A 20,661-nucleotide genomic window follows, 5' to 3' on the forward strand; every position below is an offset into this window, starting at 1 on the left:
ATCCCGTCGATCGTCAGCGTGACCGTCCTGTCCGACTTTGAAGCCGGCGTGCCGTAGTCGATCTCGTTTACGAAACACATGGTTCTTCCTCCTACTCCGCCGCTTCCCGCACCGGCTGCCGGCGGAAGTCCTCGGGAAAATGGGTAAGCGCGCTCATCACGGGATAGGGCGTGAATCCGCCCAGTGCGCAGAGCGAGCCGAATTTCATCGTGTTGCAGAGATCCTTGACGATCTCGATCTGCTGGTCCGCCTGCACGCCCTTTGCCAGTCGGTCGAGCACCTCGACTCCGCGCGTTGAGCCGATTCGGCACGGCGTGCACTTGCCGCAGCTTTCGACGGCACAGAACTCCATGGCGAAACGCGCCTGCTTCAGCATGTCCACCGTGTCGTCGAAGACCACGATGCCGGCATGGCCGATCAGGCCATCGCGGGCCAGAAACGCCTCGTATTCGAAGGGCGTGTCGAACAGGGCGCGCGGAAAATAAGCGCCTAGCGGCCCGCCCACCTGGACCGCGCGCACCGGCCGGCCCGTGGCGGTGCCGCCAGCTATGTCGTCCACGATCTCGCCGAGCGTGAGGCCGAATGCCGTCTCGAACAGCCCGCCATATTTTACGTTTCCGGCGATCTGGATGGGGATCGTGCCGCGCGAGCGGCCCATGCCGAAGTCGCGATAGAAGGTCGCGCCTTTGTCCAGGATGATCGGAACGGACGCGAGCGAGATCACGTTGTTGACGACGGTCGGCTTACCGAACAGGCCCTCATGGGCCGGCAGCGGCGGCTTGGCGCGCACCATGCCGCGCTTACCTTCGAGCGAATCGAGGAGCGCGGTCTCCTCGCCACAAACATAGGCGCCGGCGCCCATGCGCACCTCGAGCTCGAACGCAGGGCCCGTACCCAGGACGCTCTTGCCCAGAATGCCAGCTTTCCGCGCTACCGCGATCGCCTCGTTCAGCACCCTTTCCGCATCCGGGTATTCGGAACGCAGATAGATATAGCCCTTGGTGGCGCCGACCGCGATGCCGGCGATCACCATCCCCTCGATCAGCACGAAGGGGTCGCCCTCCATGATCATGCGGTCAGCAAAGGTGCCGGAGTCGCCTTCGTCCGCATTGCAGACGATGTATTTTCTATCGGCTTGCGCCTCGAGCACGGTCTTCCACTTGATGCCCGTGGGGAAGCCGGCGCCGCCGCGGCCGCGCAGGCCCGATTCGGTCACTTGGGCCACGATCTGTTCGGGCGCCATGGAAAGCGCGTTGCGCAGACCGGTAAGTCCGCCATAGGTCTCGTAATCTTCAAGCGAGCCAGGGTCGATGATGCCGCAGCGAGCGAAGGTGAGGCGCGTCTGGCGCTTCAGGAAGGGTATTTCCCCAGGATTCCCGCGGAAAAGCGGATGTGCTCCGCCTGAAAGAAATTTACTATCGAACAGCGACGGCACGTCGGAAGGCTTCACCGGACCGTAGGCGACGCGTCCGAATTCGGTCTCGACCTCGACCATCGGCTCCAGCCAGTAGAGGCCGCGCGAGCCGTTGCGGACGATCTGCACATCGATGCCGCGCAGCCCGATCTCCCTGGCCATCGCGGTCGCGACTTTCTCGGCGCCCAGCGCCAGCGCGCCGGAATCGCGGGGGATATAAATTTTTGTCGTCATGCCCGCACCTCCCGGGCGATCTCCCGCGCCTTCTCGTCATCGAGGCGGCCGATCACCTCCCCGTCCAGCATGGCCGCGGGCGAACAGGCGCAAAGGCCGAGGCAATAGACCGGCTCCAGCGTGACCGATCCGTCCGCGGCGGTCTCGCCGAACTTCAAGCCAAGGAGGTTCTGAAGCCGTTCCGCGATCGCATCGCCGCCCATCGACTGGCAGGCCTCCGCCCGGCATAGTTTCAGCACATGCCGCCCCGGAGGATTCTCGCGATAATCGTGATAGAAGGAGACCACGCCGTAGACCTCGGCGCGCGAAAGATTGAGCGCCTCGGCGATCGCGGGTACGACCTCGCGCGGCACATAGCCGAACTCCCGCAGGATGCCGTTCAAAATCGGCAGGAGCGGTCCTTCCTCATGCCGCCACTGGTCGACAATAGGCATCACCGCGGATAGGATCTCGGTACGTGCAGGCTGCATTTCCGCAGCGCCCTCCCTGGATAGAGTTCACATGGAGAGATACGGCAACTCTGTCAGGTATCAATATAGCAGTTTCGTCGCTTGATAGGAAATTTCTATCAAGCGCGTGCAAAGGTCTCCGCCGCCAGCCCTGCCTCATAGAGGAGTGCGGAAACCATGGGCGTGTGCGGCTCGCGCTCGACCGCGACCACGCCGACCAGATGGCTGGCATCCGGCTCGACAATGGGGATGGCCCGGATCGGCTCGGCAAAACCTAGCACCTCCGCCAGATTGAGCGGCATGATGGATGCCCATTTGCCGGTGCGGATATGCGAAAAGAGCAGGATCATGGAGTTCGACTCCAGCGTCGGATGGACGCGGGCGCCTGCCTCCTCCAGATGCTGGTTGATGATTCGCCTGTTCTGCATGTCCTGCGTAAGCAGACAGAGCGGCAGCTCGGCCACCTCGGACCAGGTGACCTCGCTCCGATCGGAAAACCGGTTCCCGGCCGCGGTGATGAGCTGATAGCGCTCGGAATAGAGCGGCACCGACACGACCCGCCCCAGCGGCTCATTGTCGAGATAGGTGATGCCGATATCGATCTCCAGGTTTTCGAGCAGCGCCAGGATCTCCAGCGAGGTGCAGGACACGACGGAAAACGTGACCTGCGGATGCTTTTCCCGGAAAGGCGTGGTGAGCGAGGGCACCATGGCGAGCGCTGTTGGAATCGCTGCGATGCGCACGTGACCGGCAAGGCCCCGCCGCGCTGCCCGCATCTCCTCGCGCATCGTGCGCGCATCGCCGACGATGCGCCGCGCCCATTCGAGCACGCGCTGGCCCTCGGGAGTAAGACCCTGGAAGCGCGATCCCCGTTGCACCAGCATCACGCCGAGCTGGTCTTCCAGCTGCTTTATGGCGGCCGAAAGCGTGGGCTGCGTCACGCCCAGTTCCGCGGCCGCCCGGCCGAAATGCCGCTCCCGTGCGAGCGCGATAAAGAATTCCAGCTTGTCGATCATGGCTTGCGCTTTCTTTGGCTACGAGTACCCCTTTCCATCCTGCGCTCGCAAGCAGCTGGCCTGGCCACCTGCGTAACAGAGCAAGTGAATGCCGGGTTGGTCCGCGGGCATATCTGCATTATCTCAGGCGCGGTAGTAGGAGTCCGAGGAACGAATGACCGTCAGCCGCCAAGCCGTCATCGACAAGCTCAGCACGATCAGGGGGCCGGATCTGGAGGGCGACATCGTCTCCCTCGGTCTCGTCTCGGAGATTTTCATCGCGGACGGCAAGGTCTTCTTCTCCATCACGGTACCCGCCGACCGCGCCAAGGAGCTGGAGCCGCTGCGCGAGGCGGCGGAACGGGCCGTCAAGACGATTCCCGGTGTGACTGGAGCCGTGGTCGCGCTGACTGCAGAGCGGACCGGCGGCATGGGCGCAAGCCCGCGGGCAGCACCCACTCCGAAGCCGCCGCCCGCGCGAGCGCCGGCGCAAGCTCATGCCCACCCGCAGGGCCACAGCCACGGCGCGCCGCCACAATCGGCCAAGGCCGGCGTACCCGGCGTGGAGGCGATCATAGCTGTGGCGAGCGGCAAGGGCGGCGTCGGGAAATCGACGACTGCGGTCAATCTCGCGTTAGGACTCCAAGCGCTGGGGCTCAAGGTCGGCATTCTCGATGCTGATATCTACGGTCCATCCATGCCCCGGCTGCTCGGTCTCAAAGGCAAGCCTGAGATGATCGACAGCAAGACCCTGCGGCCGATGGAGGCGCACGGGCTGAAGGTCATGTCCATGGGCTTCCTCGTCGAGGAGGACACGCCCATGATCTGGCGCGGGCCGATGGTTATGTCGGCGCTCCGCCAGCTTCTGCGCGATGTCGCCTGGGCGCCGCTGGACGTTCTCGTGGTGGATATGCCGCCGGGGACGGGCGACGCTCAGCTCACGATGGCCCAACAGGTGCCGCTCGCTGGCGCGGTGATCGTGTCGACGCCGCAGGATCTGGCGCTCATAGATGCCCGCAAGGGACTGAACATGTTTCGGCGCGTGGAGGTGCCCGTGTTGGGCATTGTCGAGAATATGAGCTATTTCATCGCGCCGGATACGGGCAAACGCTACGACATCTTTGGGCATGGCGGCGCGAAGGCCGAAGCGGAGCGCCTCGGCGTGCCCTTTCTGGGCGAGGTGCCGCTGACCATGGAGGTCCGCGAAACTTCTGACGCCGGCACGCCGATCGTTGTTTCCGACCCGGAAGGCATTCAGGCGAAGACCTATCGTGCCATCGCACACAGGGTAGCGGAGAGGCTGCAAGCCGAACGTGTAGCGGCGGCAGGTGCCGCTCCCGCAATCGTTTTCGAATAGCTATGCGCTCTGCGCTTCCGTCGCGCCGCTTACGCGTGCGTTGAAATCGGCGAAGAACTGCGACGCAAGCTTTTTGGAGGTCGACTCGATCAAGCGCCCGCCGAGCTGGGCCATCTTGCCGCCAACATCGGCCTTGGCCTTGTAGGTGAGGATAGTCGTATCGGCGCCGTCGGCTTTCAGCGAGACATCCGCGCCGCCTTTGGCAAAGCCTGCGACGCCACCCTTGCCCTCTCCCGAGATAGTGTAGGAGTGCGGCGGGTTGAGGTTCGTCAGCTCCACCGCGCCGTTGAAGCGCGCCTTGATCGGGCCGATCTTCAGCGAGACGGCGGCGACGAACTCTGTATCGGATTTCTTCTCCAGCGTCTCGCATCCGGGGATGCAGTCCTTCAGCACCTCCGGATCGTTCAGCGCGCGCCAGACGGTCTCGACCGGTGCCGCGATCCGTTCCTCGCCTTCGATGATCATGGCCATGGCTCGTCCTTTCACAAAATCGCCCTTGGCTAGCCTAGCACGAGCATCTTGTCCATCCAGGCAGGCCACGGCCTTGTCGCCTGCAGCTTGATGCAATATCCGTTTTCCCGGCAACCGGAAGGTAGATGTGATGACCCAAGGCAGCGGCAAAAGGCGGCTTCGCTCGCAGGACTGGTTCGACAATCCGGACAATCCGGGCATGACTGCGCTCTATCTGGAGCGCTATCTGAACTACGGCCTAACACGTGAGGAGCTGCAGTCCGGCAAGCCGCTGATCGGCATCGCTCAGACCGGCTCCGACCTCTCGCCCTGCAACCGGCATCACATCGAGCTTGCCAAGCGCGTGCGCGCCGGCATCGAGTCGGCGGGCGGCATTCCGTTGGAGTTTCCCTGCCATCCGATTCAAGAGACCGGAAAGCGACCTACCGCGGCACTTGACCGAAACCTCACCTACCTCGCTCTGGTCGAGGTGCTCTACGGGTACCCTCTCGATGGCGTCGTGCTCACCATCGGCTGCGACAAGACCACGCCCGCGCTGCTTATGGCTGCTGCGACGGTGGATATTCCGGCGATCGCCCTCTCCGTCGGCCCCATGCTCAACGGCTGGTATGGCGGGCGGCGCGTGGGTTCCGGCACCATCATCTGGGAGGCGCGCGAGCGCCTTGCTGCCGGGGAAATCGGCTATGAGCAGTTCATGGAGCTCGCGGCGGCGTCTGCGCCTTCAGTGGGCTTCTGCAACACCATGGGCACGGCGTCGACCATGAATTCGCTCACCGAGGCGCTCGGCATGCAGCTTCCGGGCTCCGCCGCGATCCCCGCGCCCTATAGAGAGCGTGGCCAGATGGCCCGCGATACCGGCAAGCGCATTGTCGAGATGGTACACGAGGATCTGAAGCCGTCCGACATCATGACGCGCGAGGCATTCGAGAATGCCATCGTTGTGAACTCGGCCCTTGGCGGCTCCACCAACGCGCCGATCCACCTCAACGCCATGGCCCGCCATCTGGGCGTGCCGCTCGACAACGACGATTGGCAGAGGCTTGGGCATCACATTCCGCTGCTCGTGAACCTGCAGCCGGCGGGCGAATTTCTGGGCGAGGACTTTCATCAGGCAGGAGGCGTTCCAGCCGTGGTGGCGGAGCTCATGAAAGCCGACCTTCTGCCGCATCCGGACATCATGACAGCGAACGGCCGTACCTTGCGGGAGAATTGCCAGAACGCGGTGACCATCGACGCCAATGTCATCCGGCCGGTCTCCAATCCGCTGAAAACAAGCGCCGGCTTCATCAATCTGAAGGGCAATCTGTTCGACAGCGCGATCATGAAGACCAGCGTGATCTCCGAGGAGTTTCGCGAGCGCTATCTGTCGAACCCGAAAGATCCCGAGGCGTTCGAGGGCCGGGCGATCGTCTTCGACGGGCCTGAGGACTATCATCACCGCATCGATGATCCCGCTCTCGAGATCGACGAATACTGCATCCTGGTCATGCGCGGCACGGGCCCAGTCGGCTATCCGGGCTCGGCCGAAGTCGTGAACATGCGGCCGCCGGACTACCTGATCAAACGCGGCGTGCATTCCCTTCCCTGCATCGGCGACGGCCGCCAGTCCGGGACCTCCGCATCCCCCTCCATCCTCAACGCGTCGCCGGAGGCTGCGGTCGGAGGCAACCTGGCACTGCTCAGGACCGGCGACCGCATCCGCATCGACCTCAAGACAGGCAGCGCGAACGTGCTGATCGGCGAGGAGGAGCTGGAAAGGCGGCGCGCGGAACTTACAGCAGCAGGGGGCTATCCTTATCCCGGCCACCAGACGCCCTGGCAGGAGATCCAGCGCGCCATGGTGGACCAGCTTGCCGACGGGATGGTGCTGAAGCTTGCGCCCGCCTATCAGCGCATCGCCCGGGAAAAGGGCACGCCGCGCGATAACCACTAGGCACCGGACCTGCCTTTCAGGCGGCGACGGAACGCCGAGAGACCACCGCGGCAAGCTCCCGAATGCCCGGCTCGATATGCTGCACGGCGATCGAGGAAATGCCGAGCCGCATATAGGGTGAGGGCTGCGCCGGTCCGTCGAAAAAGCGCGTTCCGGGCTCGATGATCACCCCGCGCGCCTTTGCGGCTTCGGCGAGCGCGCCCGTGTCGGTACCCTCCGGACCCTTGAGCCAGATGGAGGTGCCGCCGGGCACATCCGCTGCTCCCCAGTCCGGCATGAAGCGGCCGATCGCTTCGAGCAGCTTCTTGCGCCTTTCCTCGAAGGCGGCGGAAAGGCGGCGCACCAGCGCATCGTGATGACCAAGCGAGAGGAAGAGCGCTACCGCGCGCTGGTTGTTGGCTGGCGGATGGCGCAGCATGAAGCGGCGGAGCGCCCTGAGTTCGGCGACAAGCTCGGCGGGGCCGACGAGATAGCCGAGCCGCAGGCCCGGAGCCAGTGTCTTCGACATCGAGCCGAGATAGATGACGCGGCCGCTGTGATCGAGCCCTTTTAACGCTTCCTGGGGCGTCTCGTCGGCGAGCTGGCTGTCATAGTCATCCTCGATGATGATCCAGTCATGTTCTTCCGCGCGCGAAAGCAGGCTCTGCCGGCGCGCGCGGCTGAGCGGCACCATTGTGGGGCAGTGATGACTCGGGGTCACGAAGACGAAATTGGCATTGGCCGGGATCGCCTTCACATCCATGCCGTGGCAGTCGACCGGGATCGGCAGCGTCTCGGCGCCGGCGAGCTTGAAGATGGAGCGCGCATCGGGATAGCCGGGATTCTCCATGGCGACGCCGGCACCGCGATGCATCAAAAGTGTGGCAAGCATATAGAGGGCATTCTGCGCGCCGAGTGTGACGATGATCTCGTCCGGATTGGCGAAGATGCCGCGCCGGGGCAGGAGCCGTGCCTGGATCTGCTCGATGAGCAGCGGGTCGTCCTTGTCGACCATGTCGGCCGCCCAGTTGCGGATTTCGAGCACGGCAAGCGCCATGCGGTTGCACTCGCGCCATTCGGCCGTAGGAAAGAGGGCCGGATCGAACTGGCCGTAGACAAAAGGATAGGAGGACTGCATCCAGTTGTCGTTCTTCGGCGCGCCGGGCAACTCGCTCGCCACCACCTGTCGCCGTGCCTTCCAGTCGATTCCCCCTGCGGCTGGGGCCTTGCGCGCCTGCCGTGGCGGCGTCGCCAGCACGTCCGGATTGACGAAATGGCCGCGCCTTTCCTGCGCGATCAGAAAGCCCTGATCGACGAGTTGCTGGAAGGCGAGCACCACCGTTCCTCGCGCCACCCCGAGCTTCTCCGCGAGAATGCGGCAGGAAGGTAAGGGCATCGAGAGCGGAATCTGCCGGTCGAGAATGGCTGATACGATCGCCTGCCGGATCTGCGCCTGCAGGGTTTGGCTGGAATCGGCTGAGATTTTGATGAGGCCCGCCCATAGAGCGGCGTCGTTTCTGGTCGGCATGGCTTTCCTCTGGCGGCGCGGAGCCTAACGCCGCGCAAGCCGCTCGGCAACCCTGGTCCAAGCGGTTAAGCCAACGCCGTCGCTTCACTTTCGCCGTCCTGCACTCTAAGTTCCCGCCGGCCCATGCAGAGGAGACGGACGATATGAGCGCATACAGCCAAGCGCTTGAGGCGCTGCGGCGGCATCGCCGCGAACATGGAGATTTTGACCTCCGCGGCGCTTTCGCCGCCGATCCGCAGCGCTTCTCCCGTTTTTCGGCATCTCTGGAGGATCTGCTCCTCGACTATTCCAAATGTGCCGTCGACGAGGAGACGCTTTCCCTCCTGGAAAATCTCGCGGCAGCTGCCGGCGTGCCGGAGCGGCGCGAGGCGATGTTTGCGGGCGAGCGGATCAATGTCACGGAGAACCGGGCGGTACTCCACACCGCATTGCGCGCCTCCCCCGGCCAATCCGTTGAGCTCGACGGCCGTGATGTCATGCCGGAAGTGGAGCGTGTGCTCTCCGCTATGAGCGCCTTCGCCGAAGGCATCCGCTCCGGCGCGCTCAAGGGCGCAACGGGAAAGCCGTTCGCCGACGTGGTGAATATCGGCATCGGCGGCTCCGATCTCGGCCCCGCCATGGCGACGCTGGCGCTCGCGCCTTATCACGATGGGCCAAGGCTCCATTACGTCTCCAATGTGGATGGGGCGCATATAGCCGACACCGTGAAGGGGCTCGATCCGGAGGCGACGCTTTTCATCGTTGCGTCCAAGACCTTCACCACCGTCGAGACTATGACCAATGCGCAGACCGCCCGGACGTGGATCGCCGAGCATCTGGGATCGGGTGCCGTTGGTGCCCATTTCGCGGCTGTCTCCACCGCGCTCGACAAAGTTGCCGCCTTCGGCATCGGCGCCGATCGCATCTTCGGGTTCTGGGACTGGGTGGGCGGCCGGTATTCGCTTTGGTCGGCAATCGGCTTGCCGATCATGATTGCGATCGGCCCTGAAAATTTCCGCCGCTTCCTGGCCGGCGCCGAGGCGATGGACCGCCACTTTCGTGAAGCGCCTGTGCGCCACAACCTGCCGATGCTTCTTGGTCTTGTCGGATTCTGGCACCGGGTGGTCTGCGGCTATCCCTCCCGAGCTGTCATTCCCTACGACCAGCGGCTCGCCCGCCTCCCCGCCTATCTGCAGCAGCTCGATATGGAATCGAACGGCAAGCGCGTGACGCTGGACGGCGAGGCTGTTCCCGTTCCGACCGGACCGCTTGTTTTCGGCGAGCCCGGCACCAACGGTCAGCACGCCTTCTTTCAGCTCCTGCATCAGGGCACGGATGTAATCCCCGTCGAGTTCATGATCGCCGCGGTCGGGCACGAGCCGCATCTGCAGCACCACCATGACCTGCTGATCGCCAACTGCCTTGCGCAGTCGGAGGCCCTGATGCGCGGCCGGACCTTGGAGGAAGCCAGGGGGCAGCTTCTGGCGAAGGGCATGAGCGAGGCGGAAGCCGAAGCGATCGCGCCGCATCGCGTCTTCCCCGGCAACCGGCCTTCGCTCACGATCATCTACGAAAAGCTCGATCCGTTCGCCCTCGGCCGGCTGATCGCGCTCTACGAGCACCGCGTCTTCGTCGAAGCCGCGCTTTTCCGCATCAACGCTTTCGACCAATGGGGCGTGGAACTGGGCAAGGAACTCGCGACCGAGCTTTTGCCAGTCGTCGAGGGCAGGAAAGATGCGTCCGGCCGCGATGCTTCCACGGCCGGGCTCGTGGCGCACCTGGCGAATTTAAGAGAAGCCTGATCTCGGCGGCGATGACGGCGGCTATTTTCCGCCCTGCGCCGCCGGCACGGTTGCGATGATCTTGTGGCTCTGGTCCACTTTCGGGCGTTCCGGCGGCATTGTCGTGCCGGTGATGATGTGGAAGACCGTCTCGGCGATATTGGTCGCGTGATCGCCTATGCGCTCGATGTTCTTTGCGCAGAAAATGAGATGCGTGCAGGCGGTGATATTGCGCGGGTCTTCCATCATATAGGTCAGGAGCTCACGGAAGAGCGAGGTGTACATCGCGTCGATCTCTTCGTCGCGGTCGCGCACGAAGCCGATCTTTTCCGCTGAACGGGTGGCGTATGCGTCGAGTACTTCCTTCAGCTGGGTCAGGGCCAGCTCCGTCAGCGAAGAAAGGCCCCGGAAGAGCCTCGTCGGCTGCCGTGCTTCGGTGACGGCGACCACCCGTTTGGCGATATTCTTTCCGAGATCGCCGATCCGTTCCAGGTCGCCGGATATGCGGATCGCGCCGACGATCTCCCGCAAGTCCGCCGCCATGGGTTGCCGCTTGGCTATGATGACGACGGCTTTCTCGCCGATCTCCCGTTCCTTGAGGTCAAGGTAGAGATCGTCCTCGATCACCTTGCGCGCGAGCGCCACATCGCCACCGACCAGGGCGGCCACGGCCTCGTCCACCATGCGCTCGGCATAGCCGCCCATCGCGCCGATCTGGTTGGCGAGAAAGCGCAGCTCCTCGTCGAAGGAGCGCATGATGTGCTGGCTTTGCATGGGGGTTCCTCCTGCCGCAAATCACCCCTCGACCGTTGGTAGGCTATCTACATGACGGAAAAAAGAAATAGGCCTGGACAGGATATTTGCCAGCAAGGCTGCCGTTCAGGGCGGAGGGAAATGCACCGTGAAGGAGGAGCCCTCCCCGAGTTTCGAGCGGATAGAAAGGCGGGCGCCGTGGCGTGTCAGTATGTGCTTGACGATCGCAAGGCCGAGGCCCGTTCCCTTCTGCGCTCGGCTGGTTTCCACATCTACACGGTAGAAGCGCTCCGTGATCCGCGGGAGATGCTCTTCGGCAATGCCCGGTCCAAAGTCGGTGACGGTGACCGTCCTTTCCTCGCCCGGCCCCCCACCCCCTGCCGAGACGACGACCCGTCCGCCGGAACTCCCATACTTACAGGCATTCTCGAGCAGGTTCTCGAACACCTGAACAAGCTCGTCGCGGTGACCCGCCACTTCGAGCGGAGTATCGGGAATATCGAGCTCGATCGTCACCCCTGATTCCTTGGCCAAATGCGCCAGTGCGTCTCGCACGCCGCCGATGAGCAGGCGCAGGTCCACCTTTTCGCCCGGCCGTCCATAGGGCTTCGCCTCGAGCCGCGAGAGCGACAGGAGGTCGTCGATCAGCCGCGCCATGCGCCCGGTCTGGTCGTGCATAATCTGCAGGAAAGCCTCGCGAGCCTTAGCGTCGTCGCGGGCGGGACCGCGCAATGTCTCGATGAATCCGGCGATGGAAGCGAGCGGCGTGCGCAACTCATGGCTGGCATTGGCGATGAAGTCCGCCCGCATGCGGTCGATGCGCCGGGCCTCGCTCTGGTCCTTGAAGAGAAGGACGAAAAGTCGGGTACCCTCGCCGATCGGCGTCGCCGAGACCCGGTACGCGCGCTCGAAAGGTACGCGCTCTACATAGTCGATCGCCAGATCGCCGTTGACGCCCTCTATCGCCCGCGCGATGAAATCGTGCATCTCGGGCGCGCGGAACTTCAACTGCAGCGACAAGCCGGGAACGGCCGGGCCAAATGCGGCTGACGCGGCCCTATTCGCATAGACCACGCCGCCAGCCTCATCGAAGATATAGAGGGGGTCCTGGACCGCGGCCGCCAGATCGGTCGCAGGGAGGGTTTCGATCAGGCGCGCACCACCGTCAATCCGCTCCTCCGCGCCGCGCTTTTCCTGACGCTCAGGAAAAAGCATCGCCACGACAATGAGGACGAGGACAGCGAGCGCGGCGCCAAGCCCGGTACCGCCAAGGTAAAGGTCCAGCAGCAGGAGGGCGGCCGCAGCCGCGACCAGAACCGGGCCGAAGCGGGCGACCCGCTCTCCGGCAGCTTTCAGCAGTCTGCGCGCCGCGCCTTGTTCCTCTTGCATCAGCCACTCCCGAAGGGAGCTACTAGACCGGCTTTGCCGCCACGGCTAGCATCAGCTATCGCTGTAATGGATAAAGTTATGAACAAAACCGCGGCCAAGTCCCCGCGTTCCGCCTCCAAGCCGCTGAAAGTCACGGTGGATGGCGTAGAGCGCGTGTTCCACATCGACGACCCGAAGCTGCCACGCTGGATCGAGGACCGGGCGCTTACGGCAGGCGGCTATCCCTATGAGGGGAAGCTGAAGTGGGAAAGCTACGAAAGACAGCTCGAAACGCTGCAGATCGAACTGGTGAAGCTGCAGAGCTGGCTGCAGGCGACCGGTGGGCGCGTAATGGTTCTCTTCGAGGGGCGCGATGCGGCGGGAAAGGGCGGCGCGATCGCCGCCACAAGGCAGCACATGAATCCGCGCACGGCTCGCAATGTCGCGCTGCCAAAGCCCACCGAAGTTGAGCGCGGGCAGTGGTACTACCAGCGCTACGTGGCGCATTTTCCAACAGCCGGCGAGTTCGTCACCTTCGACCGCTCCTGGTACAATCGCGGCACCGTCGAGCCGGTGATGGGCTTCTGCACGCCGGAGGAGCACGAACGATTCCTTTCGGAAACGCCGAATTTCGAGCGCGCCATCGTCGACGACGGCACCCACCTCTTCAAGTTCTGGCTGAATATCGGCCGGGAAACGCAGCTCAAGCGTTTTCACGATCGCCGCCACAGCCCGCTGAAGAACTGGAAATTTTCGCCGATCGACGTCGCCGGCATGGAGAAGTGGGACGAGTATACGCGCATGCGCGATCTGATGATCGAGCGCACGCATACCGAACATGCACCCTGGACGGTGGTGCTGGCGAACGACAAGCGGAGGGCGCGCCTGGCGGTGATCCGGCGCATCCTGCTGTCATTGCCCTATGCAGGGCGTGATCTGGCCGCGGTGGGCGAGGAGGACGAGCGGGTGGTGGGGGTCGGCCCCGGTTTCCTTCGTTGAGCTCCTGCAATGTTGCGCCGGCTCCGGTGCGGCGTCTTTTCCCAGGCATGAGGACAGCGGTAGAGCTGCCAGAGGGCTCGCCACGCCGCTGCCGAAAGCAGCAGCCAGTAGGCGGGCGTGAGCAGCATGTGCCTGCAGAACCCGCGTCTTTCATATCGGGGCAGCGTCCACCAGCCGAGTGCCAGGAAGGCGCCGTGGCCAAAGACGACATTGACAGTGTCGAGAGCCAGCAACGCCATCTGATGATTGGCCACCGGTCCCCCCATGGAGATCTTCGCGATGAGAGCGACGGCGGTCACGACGAACACCGAATAGGCAAGGGCAGAGATCCACATTCCGGCGGTAAGCACCTGCGCGACGAGGAAGGAAGCCGGCCCGAGCTCGCGGTAGAGTTGCGGAATGTCCCGCATATGGACGAGCCAGGTCTGCGCCCATCCCTTGAACCACCGCGTGCGCTGCCGCAGCCAGACCCCGGTGCTGGTCGGTGCGTCCTCGATGGTGGCAGCGGTGATCGTGTCGGTCCTGTACCCAAGGCGAGCGAGTCTGAGGCCGAGATCTGCATCTTCCGTGACATTATAGGGGTCCCAGCCGCCGACACGCTCCAGGACTGATCTCCGGAAATGATTTGAAGTGCCTCCCAATGGGAATACCAGTCTGCGCTGCGCAAGCCACGGCAGCAAGCCGCGGAACAACGCCGAATATTCGAAGCCGAACATGGACGCGATCCAGTTCTCATGCCTGTTCGAAATCCAGAGCGGAGCCTGGACGCAGGCCAGATCCTCCCCCGCATTTCGAAAGCGTTGCCAGGCCTCGATGAGCTGAAAGGAATTCGGCCTGTCCTCAGCGTCGAAGAGGACGACGAACTCTCCCGTGGTGATCGGAAGCGCGTAGGAGAGTGCCTTCGGCTTGGTTCTGGGCCCTTGCGGCGGCACCTCGATGACCTGCACGTAAGGTCTGAGTTCCTGCGCCCTGATCGCGGCCAGGGTCTCGACATCGTCGCTCTCGCAGACCAGCTTGATTTCCAGCTTGCTGCGCGGCCAGACGAGCTTTCCGAGCGCCACGAGCAGGTCGGGCACTACGTCCGCTTCCTTGTAGAGGGCGACGAGCACGGTGTAGACCGGCAGGTCCGCCGTCTGCATGGATGTCAACAACTGGGAAGGAGGCTCGGCCGGAACGGCAAAGGCGGCAAGGACCCGCAGCCCGACACAGGCCAGGAACAGGGCTGACAGGCAGATGTGGAATATGAGAAGGGAGCTGAACGGTGCCGTGGCGAAGCCGAGGACGAGCACCGCGATGGCCGCACCGATCGCGATACCTTGCCACGCGTTGAGAACCAGGCGGGCGGAAAGGTGCGGCATGACCTCGAAAAGCCCGTGAATGGAGCCTCGCGCAAGCTGCTCCTGCGCGCGCTTCATAAGCGCCTGCCGCAGGACAGACGGTCGAACGACGCGCATCTGGGCTGCGACCTCCGGGCGCCGCTGCAAGAAGCCCTGCATGGCGGAGATGTCGAGGCGCTCCGGGGCGATGAGGTACAAGGTCTGCCCCGAAGCCTGCACGGCGCGGGCCGGCCTCAATCCGGTAGGCAAACGGAGCGACTCGAGACACTCGTCCTGCAGCAAAAAGAGGCTGTCCGGTACGACCTGCTGCATGAAGGGCAGACCCAGATGTTCCGCCAAGGCCCGATAAAGGGCCGCTTCGTCGAGCACGCCGGAGGCCACAAGCTCCACCTGAAAAGGAACGCCTGATAGCCGGGCTCCCGCTTCGATGGTCTGCATCTTGTGCTGGGGCACACCGAGCTTTTCGAGGATCGGCCGCCACTCTGCTATACCGGAAGGGGAGATCTCGCCTGCCGGGTGGGAGGACTCGCGCGGCCCCTGGGCAAAGGTGGGCGCGTCGCCGGCATCGGCGGAGCTACGCAGGAACATCGCCATACTCCGAGCGCTTTCAGAACGCGGGTTGCTACGCCTAGGCGGCTTTTGGATACCCGGCTGCGTGAACGCTGCATGGGTCGACCGGTACCGCGCTTGAGGCGCAGCATGTCTCATCCCGCGGCGCATACACATGCTGCCGCCGATCCTGAGCAGGTCCGGTTTTCACGATAGCCCCCTAGTCCGGCGCGAAAACCTTCGTCCCCCGCACCGGATATTCACATATTGTTAAACACCCTCTCGACAGTCAATCCCCAATACTCGTTAAAATAGAAATTTCAAAAGAGCTGCGCGCAAGGCCTTCTACACGATGTGTCCTCCGTCTCGCCCCTTTTGACCCTCAGGGACAGGCGATATACAAGGCCCGACGGAGAGAGGGAGCATATGCGGGTAGCCGCGACCATTTTGTTGGCTTTTGCAATGGTGGCGGGTGCGGCGACTTCCGGTCGCCCCCAGTCCTCCATTCCGAGCTTCTGGGACGCCAGGCAGCGGCTAACGAAGCCGGACATGTCGGCCGTGCCCCGGCTGCGGTTCCTCACGACCACCGATTTTTTTCCGTTCAATTTCCTCGATGCGGAGCATCGGGTGGGCGGCTTCCACGTCGACCTGGCGCGTGCCGTCTGCCGCGAGCTCGACATGCTCGACCGCTGCCAAATCCAGGCGCTGCCGTTTGAGGAGCTAGAGGCGGCCCTGCGCCGCGGCGACGGCGAGGCTCTGATCGCTGGGCTTGCCGTTACGAGGCAAAGCCGCGAGCAATTTCTCTTCACGCATCCCTACATGAAATTTCCCGCGCGTTTCGTGGCGCTGAGGAAGGCCGCGCTGGCCGAACCGCTTCATGCGGCCATCGCAGGCAAGCGGGTCGGCGTCGTCGAGGGCACCGCGCACGAGCAGATGCTGCGCGATCTGTTTCCCGCGGTTAGGGTTGCAACCTTCGCCAACAATTCCGAGCTCATGAACGAGCTCAGGGCAGGAAACATCGAGATTGTCTTCGGCGACGGGATGCGGCTCGCCTTCTGGCTTGCGCGCGAACAAGGCGGTTGCTGCACATTCGCGGGCGGACCTTATCTTGCCCCAGAATATCTGGGCCAAGGCCTTGCGATCGCGGTGGCGCCGAACCAGCCGGCCCTCGCCGAGGCGCTCGACTACGCCCTGCAGCAGGTGGATGCGGGCGGCACCTTCGCCGAGCTTTATTTGCGCTACTTTCCGATCAGCTTTTACTGACCCAAGTCGCTGGAAGGCTGGCGCAGCCTTAAAGCGAACGATGGCGGGCCTGGGCGGCCCGCTCGATCGCCGCGGCGACAATCGAATCCAGTTTCAGCCGGCGACGAACGATTTGCAGCATCCGCACCTCCTCGGGTACGACGTAGAGGTCTGCGGCAACCACCTCCACGGCCAGCGCATAGGCCGTGTCGTGCAGCGAAGGGGGGATGGCATCGCGCACCAGGTCGAGGACACGTTCTGGACCGTCGCCATCCTGCAGGAGCAGCTGGCACTGGCGGGCGGTGGCGATGATGCGGTCCTCGCCGAAACCCTGGAAAACGGGCAAGGTGCGGACAAGGCTGCCGATCCGGCCGAGTTCCGCATCGGTCATGTCGCGGTCCGCCGCAGAGATGACGACCAGCAGATAGATGAGGGCTTCCTGAGGTGAGGGCCGTTCGTTCATGCGCATCCTTTCCACGTGGCGAGCGCCCTAGGTAGGTGCGCGAGCCGGCGCCTGCAATGCAAGCCGGATCGGATTGACGCATCGCCTGGCTGCGCCTACACGCCTGGGGCAGCCAGGCTCAAGGAACGGTTGCTGCCGGCTGCGAAAGACACCATTCACCCGGACAGCGAAATGACGACGATGCAGAACACGGCGCTTGAACTCTCCCCGGACCTGCTGCAGGCCGTGGCCGACAGCAAGGCCTGGCCCTTCGAGGAAGCGCGCAAGATCGTCAAACGTTACGAGGGACGCGGCTTCCCGGACACGATCATCTTCGAGACCGGCTACGGGCCGTCAGGCCTGCCGCATATCGGCACCTTTGGCGAGGTGGCGCGCACATCCATGGTGCGCCACGCATTTCGGATCCTCACGGAGGATCGGGTGAAGACGAAAATCCTCTGCTTCTCCGACGACATGGATGGGCTGAGGAAGGTGCCCGACAATGTGCCCAACCAGGAGATGCTGCGCGCGCATTTGGGTAAGCCGCTGACGCGCGTGCCGGACCCGTTCTCGAATGAATATCCTTCCTTCGGCGCGGCCAACAATGCGCGGCTCAGGGCCTTTCTCGACCAGTTCGGCTTCGACTACGAGTTTGCCTCCTCGACGGAGTACTACTCCTCCGGACGTTTCGACGCCACGCTCTTGAAGGTGCTCGAGCGCTTCGACGAGGTGATGGCGATCATGCTGCCGTCCCTCCGCCAGGAGCGGGCGCAGACCTATTCGCCTTTCCTGCCCATCCACCCGAGAACCGGCGTGGTGATGCAGGTGCCGATCGAGGAGCGCAAGCTCGACGCCGGTACGATCGTCTGGCGCGATCCTGAGAGCGGCGAGCGCTTCGAGACGCCGGTCACCGGCGGGCATTCCAAGCTGCAATGGAAGCCCGACTGGGCCATGCGCTGGGCGGCGCTCGGAGTGGACTACGAGATGTCCGGCAAGGACCTGATCGACAGCGTCAAGCTGGCCGCGCAGATCTGCGCTGCGCTGGACGGGGTCCCTCCCGAGGGCTTCAACTATGAGCTCTTCCTGGACGAGAAGGGCCAGAAGATCTCGAAGTCCAAGGGCAACGGGCTCACGATCGACGAATGGCTGACCTATGCGCCAACCGAGAGCCTCTCGCTCTACATGTTCCAAAAGCCGAAGACGGCCAAGAAGCTCTATTTCGACGTCATCCCGAAGGCGGTGGACGACTATTATGCGTTTCTGTCAGCCTACCCACGCCAGGACTGGAACAGCCGGCTGGGAAATCCGGTCTGGCATATCCATGACGGCAACCCGCCGGAACTCGACCTGCCGGTGCCGTTTGCGCTGCTGCTCAATCTCGTCAGCGCGTCGAATGCGCATGAGAAGGGAGTTCTCTGGGGTTTCATCTCGCGCTACGCGCCCGGCGTGACGCCGCAGACGCATCCTGCACTTGATCGGCTGACGGGCTATGCTATCCGCTATTTCGACGATTTCGTGAAGCCTGCGAAGAAGTTCCGGGAACCGGACGCGGTGGAGCGGCAGGCGCTCCAGGCTTTGGCGGAGAAGCTGGCCGCCTTGCCCGCCGACGCCGATGGCGAGGAGATCCAGAATGCCGCGCTGGACGTTGCGCGGAGTATCGAGCGCTATCAGGACCACACCAAGCAGAGCCCGAGCGGCGGCCCAGGGGTTTCGGGGGCCTTTTTCCAGATGCTCTATGAGGTTCTGCTCGGGCAGGAGCGCGGCCCGCGCTTCGGCTCCTTTGCGGCGCTTTATGGCCTCAAGGAGACGCGGGCGCTGATCGACAAGGCGCTGGCCGGAGAGTTGGCGGCTTAGGCCACCGGCTTTGCCTTGTGGCTATTGGCTCGCCCATACGATGCGGGCGATCCACTCCATCTCCTCGTTGAGGAAGACGCGGTTGGGGTGGTCGGGGTTGAGCGACAAGAGCTCGATTTCGCTCGGGGTCTGACGGAAGAGGATTTTCGCCATCACCTCGCCTTCGGTGGTCTTGGCGACCACCCGATCGCCGCGCCGCACAGCGGCGGAAGGCTCCACGACGAGAACATCGCCGTTGCGGTAGAGCGGCAGCATCGAGTCGCCCTGCACCTCCAGCGCGTAAGCGGTCTCGCTGACCTGCCCAGGAAGATCGATCTGCTCCCAGCCTTCCCCCGAGGGGAAGCCGGCATCGGTAAAATAGCCGCCGGTCCCCGCCTGGGCAAAGCCGAGGAGCGGAACTCTGGTACGCCCGGGCCGCCGCCGGGGCTCCATCGTTCCGTCCACCAGGGCCATGAAGTCGCCGAGGGACGCGCCGGTTGCGTCGATGATCTTGGCAAGCGATTCCGTCGAGGGCCAGCGCGGCCGCCCATCCGCCGAATAGCGCTTGGACCGATTGAAGGCGGTGGAGTCGAGCCCCGCTTTTTTGGCAAGGCCAGAGGCGGATAGCGAATGCCGCGCGGCAAGCGCGTCGATAGCCGCCCAGACCTTTTCGTGCGAAAGCACGCCCACGACCTCCGCATTCTGCAGTCAAACAGGCAGAAAGCGCCTGCAGGTTCTTTGTATCCCCTGCCCAACGGCTTGTCCACAAACTGGCTCAGGGGGAGAAGGGCTTTCGCCCGCTCGCCAACGCCTGGTCAAGGTATTCGAGGCGGTCCTGACCCCAGAAGGGCTCGCCCTTGAGCACGAAGGCCGGTACCCCGACCACATCGGCGGCGATCGCCTCCTCCGAATTTCGCGCCCGGATTTCGGCGGTCTCGGACATGCGCGCCTGTTCCAGCACCGCATCTGCATCAAAGCCCTCGGAACGCAGATGCGCAGCGAGGATCGCCTCATCCGCTATGTCCTCCTCATTTGCCCATACGGAAGCCAGGACACGGTCCATATAGCTCAGCGGATCATGGCCGGCCTCAACGAGAGCGATGATGGTGTGCTCGGCGAGCCCCGGATCGACCGGCCAGTATCTCGGCTTGGTGTGGAGCGGCATGCCGCGATAGTCGGCGATGCGCTGCAGTTCTACCAGGCGGTAGCGCTGCCGCACCGTGGGTCGCTGCGCCAGGGGCAGAGCGCCCGAATTTTCGAAGACGCGCCCGAGATTCACCGGCTTCACCCGAACCTCCGCACCGTGCTTGTGGGCGATGGCGCGAAAGGTCTGGTGCCCCAGATAGGTGAAGGGAGAAATGGAAGTCATGTAGTAGTCGATAGTCACGGGCATGGGTGCTCCGATATGCTTGAGGCGAAGGAGCCTAAAGGGTGCTGGCGCAACCGGGAAGGCATCAGGCAAAACTTTTCGCCAGCCCCCTGATGCCCTGATGAGAAGCCATGAAGGCCCTCTCCTCCTCGCTCGGCGGGCGCGGGGGATGAGCGTTGCCGATGACCGCCGCCACTTCGCCCGTATCGAGGAAGCGGCGGTTGCGGAAATCGTAGACGCCACCGGTCGTCATGATGATCGCCGCGATGCGGCCGTCCGGGAACACGAAACGATGGCGGCCGATCACCTGCGTCCCTTCCCAGGTCTCCACCGTGGAGATGAGCTCGAAACGCTGCCACAACCGGATTTCGCGCAGATAGCTCACCTGCAGGCCGCCCAGTAGCGGGCCCCAGCCGCGCTTGCGCGCCGCCGAGAGCAGGCCGCTGCGGAAGAAGATGTCCATGCGGCCCAAATCCGCCAGCATCATGTAGCGGGCGTTGTTCATGTGAAGGTTCATGTCGATATCGGAGGGCAGGCAACGAAGCGCTATCCGGCTCTCGTCGTCGACCATCCGAAAATGTCCGCGGCGACGGCTTGTCGCCGCCACCCGCAGGAGCCGGAACCAGACATACATGCGGCCCCCTCGCCC

Annotated in this window: 18 protein-coding genes; 6 read left to right on the plus strand and 12 right to left on the minus strand. The window is 63.8% G+C overall.

Annotation, left to right across the window (positions count from 1 at the left end; all coding sequences use genetic code 11):
- Positions 1-91: 91 nt before the first annotated feature.
- The 3 genes from RIN79_RS17260 to RIN79_RS17270 all read right to left on the minus strand — a co-directional run bounded on the left by RIN79_RS17260 (position 92) and on the right by RIN79_RS17270 (position 3,113).
- On the minus strand, positions 92-1,648 hold the full coding sequence (locus tag RIN79_RS17260) for an NADH-quinone oxidoreductase subunit NuoF (RefSeq protein ID WP_309085921.1): 1,557 nt from the start codon (positions 1,646-1,648) through the stop codon (positions 92-94).
- The gene (locus RIN79_RS17265) at positions 1,645-2,118 is read right to left on the minus strand and encodes a formate dehydrogenase subunit gamma (protein ID WP_309085922.1); all 474 of its coding nucleotides are present in this window, start codon (positions 2,116-2,118) and stop codon (positions 1,645-1,647) included. The genes RIN79_RS17260 and RIN79_RS17265 overlap by 4 nt, the downstream gene beginning before the upstream one ends.
- Positions 2,119-2,216: 98 nt before the next feature.
- On the minus strand, positions 2,217-3,113 hold the full coding sequence (locus RIN79_RS17270; RefSeq protein ID WP_309085923.1) for a LysR family transcriptional regulator: 897 nt from the start codon (positions 3,111-3,113) through the stop codon (positions 2,217-2,219).
- A gap of 154 nt (positions 3,114-3,267) precedes the next feature.
- Here RIN79_RS17270 and RIN79_RS17275 point away from each other — a divergent pair, with 154 nt between their 5' ends.
- On the plus strand, positions 3,268-4,449 hold the full coding sequence (locus RIN79_RS17275; RefSeq protein WP_309085924.1) for an Mrp/NBP35 family ATP-binding protein: 1,182 nt from the start codon (positions 3,268-3,270) through the stop codon (positions 4,447-4,449).
- On the opposite strand, the gene RIN79_RS17280 is transcribed toward RIN79_RS17275, so the two are convergent.
- Positions 4,450-4,920, minus strand: coding sequence for a carbon monoxide dehydrogenase subunit G (locus RIN79_RS17280; protein ID WP_309085925.1), 471 nt, complete (start codon positions 4,918-4,920; stop codon positions 4,450-4,452).
- Between the two features lie 130 nt (positions 4,921-5,050).
- On the opposite strand from RIN79_RS17280, the gene RIN79_RS17285 reads away from it, so the two are divergent.
- Entirely contained in the window at positions 5,051-6,853 is a 1,803-nt protein-coding gene (locus tag RIN79_RS17285) for an IlvD/Edd family dehydratase (RefSeq protein WP_309085926.1), read from the plus strand.
- Between the two features lie 16 nt (positions 6,854-6,869).
- Here RIN79_RS17285 and RIN79_RS17290 read toward each other — a convergent pair whose 3' ends face one another.
- Positions 6,870-8,360: a PLP-dependent aminotransferase family protein gene (locus tag RIN79_RS17290; protein WP_309085927.1), complete on the minus strand. Its 1,491-nt coding sequence runs from the start codon at positions 8,358-8,360 to the stop codon at positions 6,870-6,872.
- Between the two features lie 143 nt (positions 8,361-8,503).
- Between RIN79_RS17290 and pgi the strand changes: the two genes are divergently transcribed.
- Positions 8,504-10,141, plus strand: coding sequence for a glucose-6-phosphate isomerase (pgi, locus tag RIN79_RS17295; RefSeq protein WP_309085928.1), 1,638 nt, complete (start codon positions 8,504-8,506; stop codon positions 10,139-10,141).
- Between the two features lie 21 nt (positions 10,142-10,162).
- Here the strand turns inward: pgi and phoU are convergent, their stop codons facing one another.
- Positions 10,163-10,894, minus strand: coding sequence for a phosphate signaling complex protein PhoU (phoU, locus tag RIN79_RS17300; RefSeq protein WP_309085929.1), 732 nt, complete (start codon positions 10,892-10,894; stop codon positions 10,163-10,165).
- Between the two features lie 105 nt (positions 10,895-10,999).
- Positions 11,000-12,262 carry an ATP-binding protein gene (locus RIN79_RS17305; RefSeq protein ID WP_309085930.1) on the minus strand — a complete coding sequence of 421 codons (1,263 nt, stop codon included), beginning with the start codon at positions 12,260-12,262 and terminating at the stop codon, positions 11,000-11,002.
- Between the two features lie 78 nt (positions 12,263-12,340).
- Between RIN79_RS17305 and ppk2 the strand changes: the two genes are divergently transcribed.
- A complete protein-coding gene (gene ppk2 / locus RIN79_RS17310; protein ID WP_309085931.1) occupies positions 12,341-13,240 on the plus strand; it encodes a polyphosphate kinase 2 in 900 nt (299 codons plus the stop codon).
- On the opposite strand, the gene RIN79_RS17315 is transcribed toward ppk2, so the two are convergent.
- The gene (locus tag RIN79_RS17315; protein WP_309085932.1) at positions 13,162-15,165 is read right to left on the minus strand and encodes a glycosyltransferase; all 2,004 of its coding nucleotides are present in this window, start codon (positions 15,163-15,165) and stop codon (positions 13,162-13,164) included. The genes ppk2 and RIN79_RS17315 overlap by 79 nt on opposite strands.
- Before the next feature lie 387 nt (positions 15,166-15,552).
- Here RIN79_RS17315 and RIN79_RS17320 point away from each other — a divergent pair, with 387 nt between their 5' ends.
- Entirely contained in the window at positions 15,553-16,389 is an 837-nt protein-coding gene (locus RIN79_RS17320; protein ID WP_375165961.1) for a transporter substrate-binding domain-containing protein, read from the plus strand.
- Between the two features lie 28 nt (positions 16,390-16,417).
- Here RIN79_RS17320 and RIN79_RS17325 read toward each other — a convergent pair whose 3' ends face one another.
- On the minus strand, positions 16,418-16,831 hold the full coding sequence (locus tag RIN79_RS17325; protein ID WP_309085934.1) for a tellurite resistance TerB family protein: 414 nt from the start codon (positions 16,829-16,831) through the stop codon (positions 16,418-16,420).
- Positions 16,832-17,002: 171 nt separating this feature from the next.
- Here RIN79_RS17325 and RIN79_RS17330 point away from each other — a divergent pair, with 171 nt between their 5' ends.
- Positions 17,003-18,664 carry a lysine--tRNA ligase gene (locus RIN79_RS17330; protein ID WP_309085935.1) on the plus strand — a complete coding sequence of 554 codons (1,662 nt, stop codon included), beginning with the start codon at positions 17,003-17,005 and terminating at the stop codon, positions 18,662-18,664.
- 21 nt (positions 18,665-18,685) lie between these two features.
- Here the strand turns inward: RIN79_RS17330 and RIN79_RS17335 are convergent, their stop codons facing one another.
- The 3 genes from RIN79_RS17335 to RIN79_RS17345 all read right to left on the minus strand — a co-directional run bounded on the left by RIN79_RS17335 (position 18,686) and on the right by RIN79_RS17345 (position 20,646).
- Positions 18,686-19,327, minus strand: a complete 642-nt coding sequence (locus RIN79_RS17335) for a helix-turn-helix transcriptional regulator (RefSeq protein WP_309085936.1) — start codon at positions 19,325-19,327, stop codon at positions 18,686-18,688.
- Between the two features lie 91 nt (positions 19,328-19,418).
- Complete coding sequence (locus RIN79_RS17340) at positions 19,419-20,036, minus strand: 2-hydroxychromene-2-carboxylate isomerase (protein WP_309085937.1); 618 nt, start codon at positions 20,034-20,036, stop codon at positions 19,419-19,421.
- Between the two features lie 61 nt (positions 20,037-20,097).
- On the minus strand, positions 20,098-20,646 hold the full coding sequence (locus RIN79_RS17345) for a thioesterase family protein (RefSeq protein WP_309085938.1): 549 nt from the start codon (positions 20,644-20,646) through the stop codon (positions 20,098-20,100).
- Positions 20,647-20,661: the final 15 nt, after the last annotated feature.

Origin of the sequence: Chelativorans sp. (genome assembly GCF_031180965.1) — a bacterium.
GTDB lineage: Bacteria > Pseudomonadota > Alphaproteobacteria > Rhizobiales > Rhizobiaceae > Chelativorans.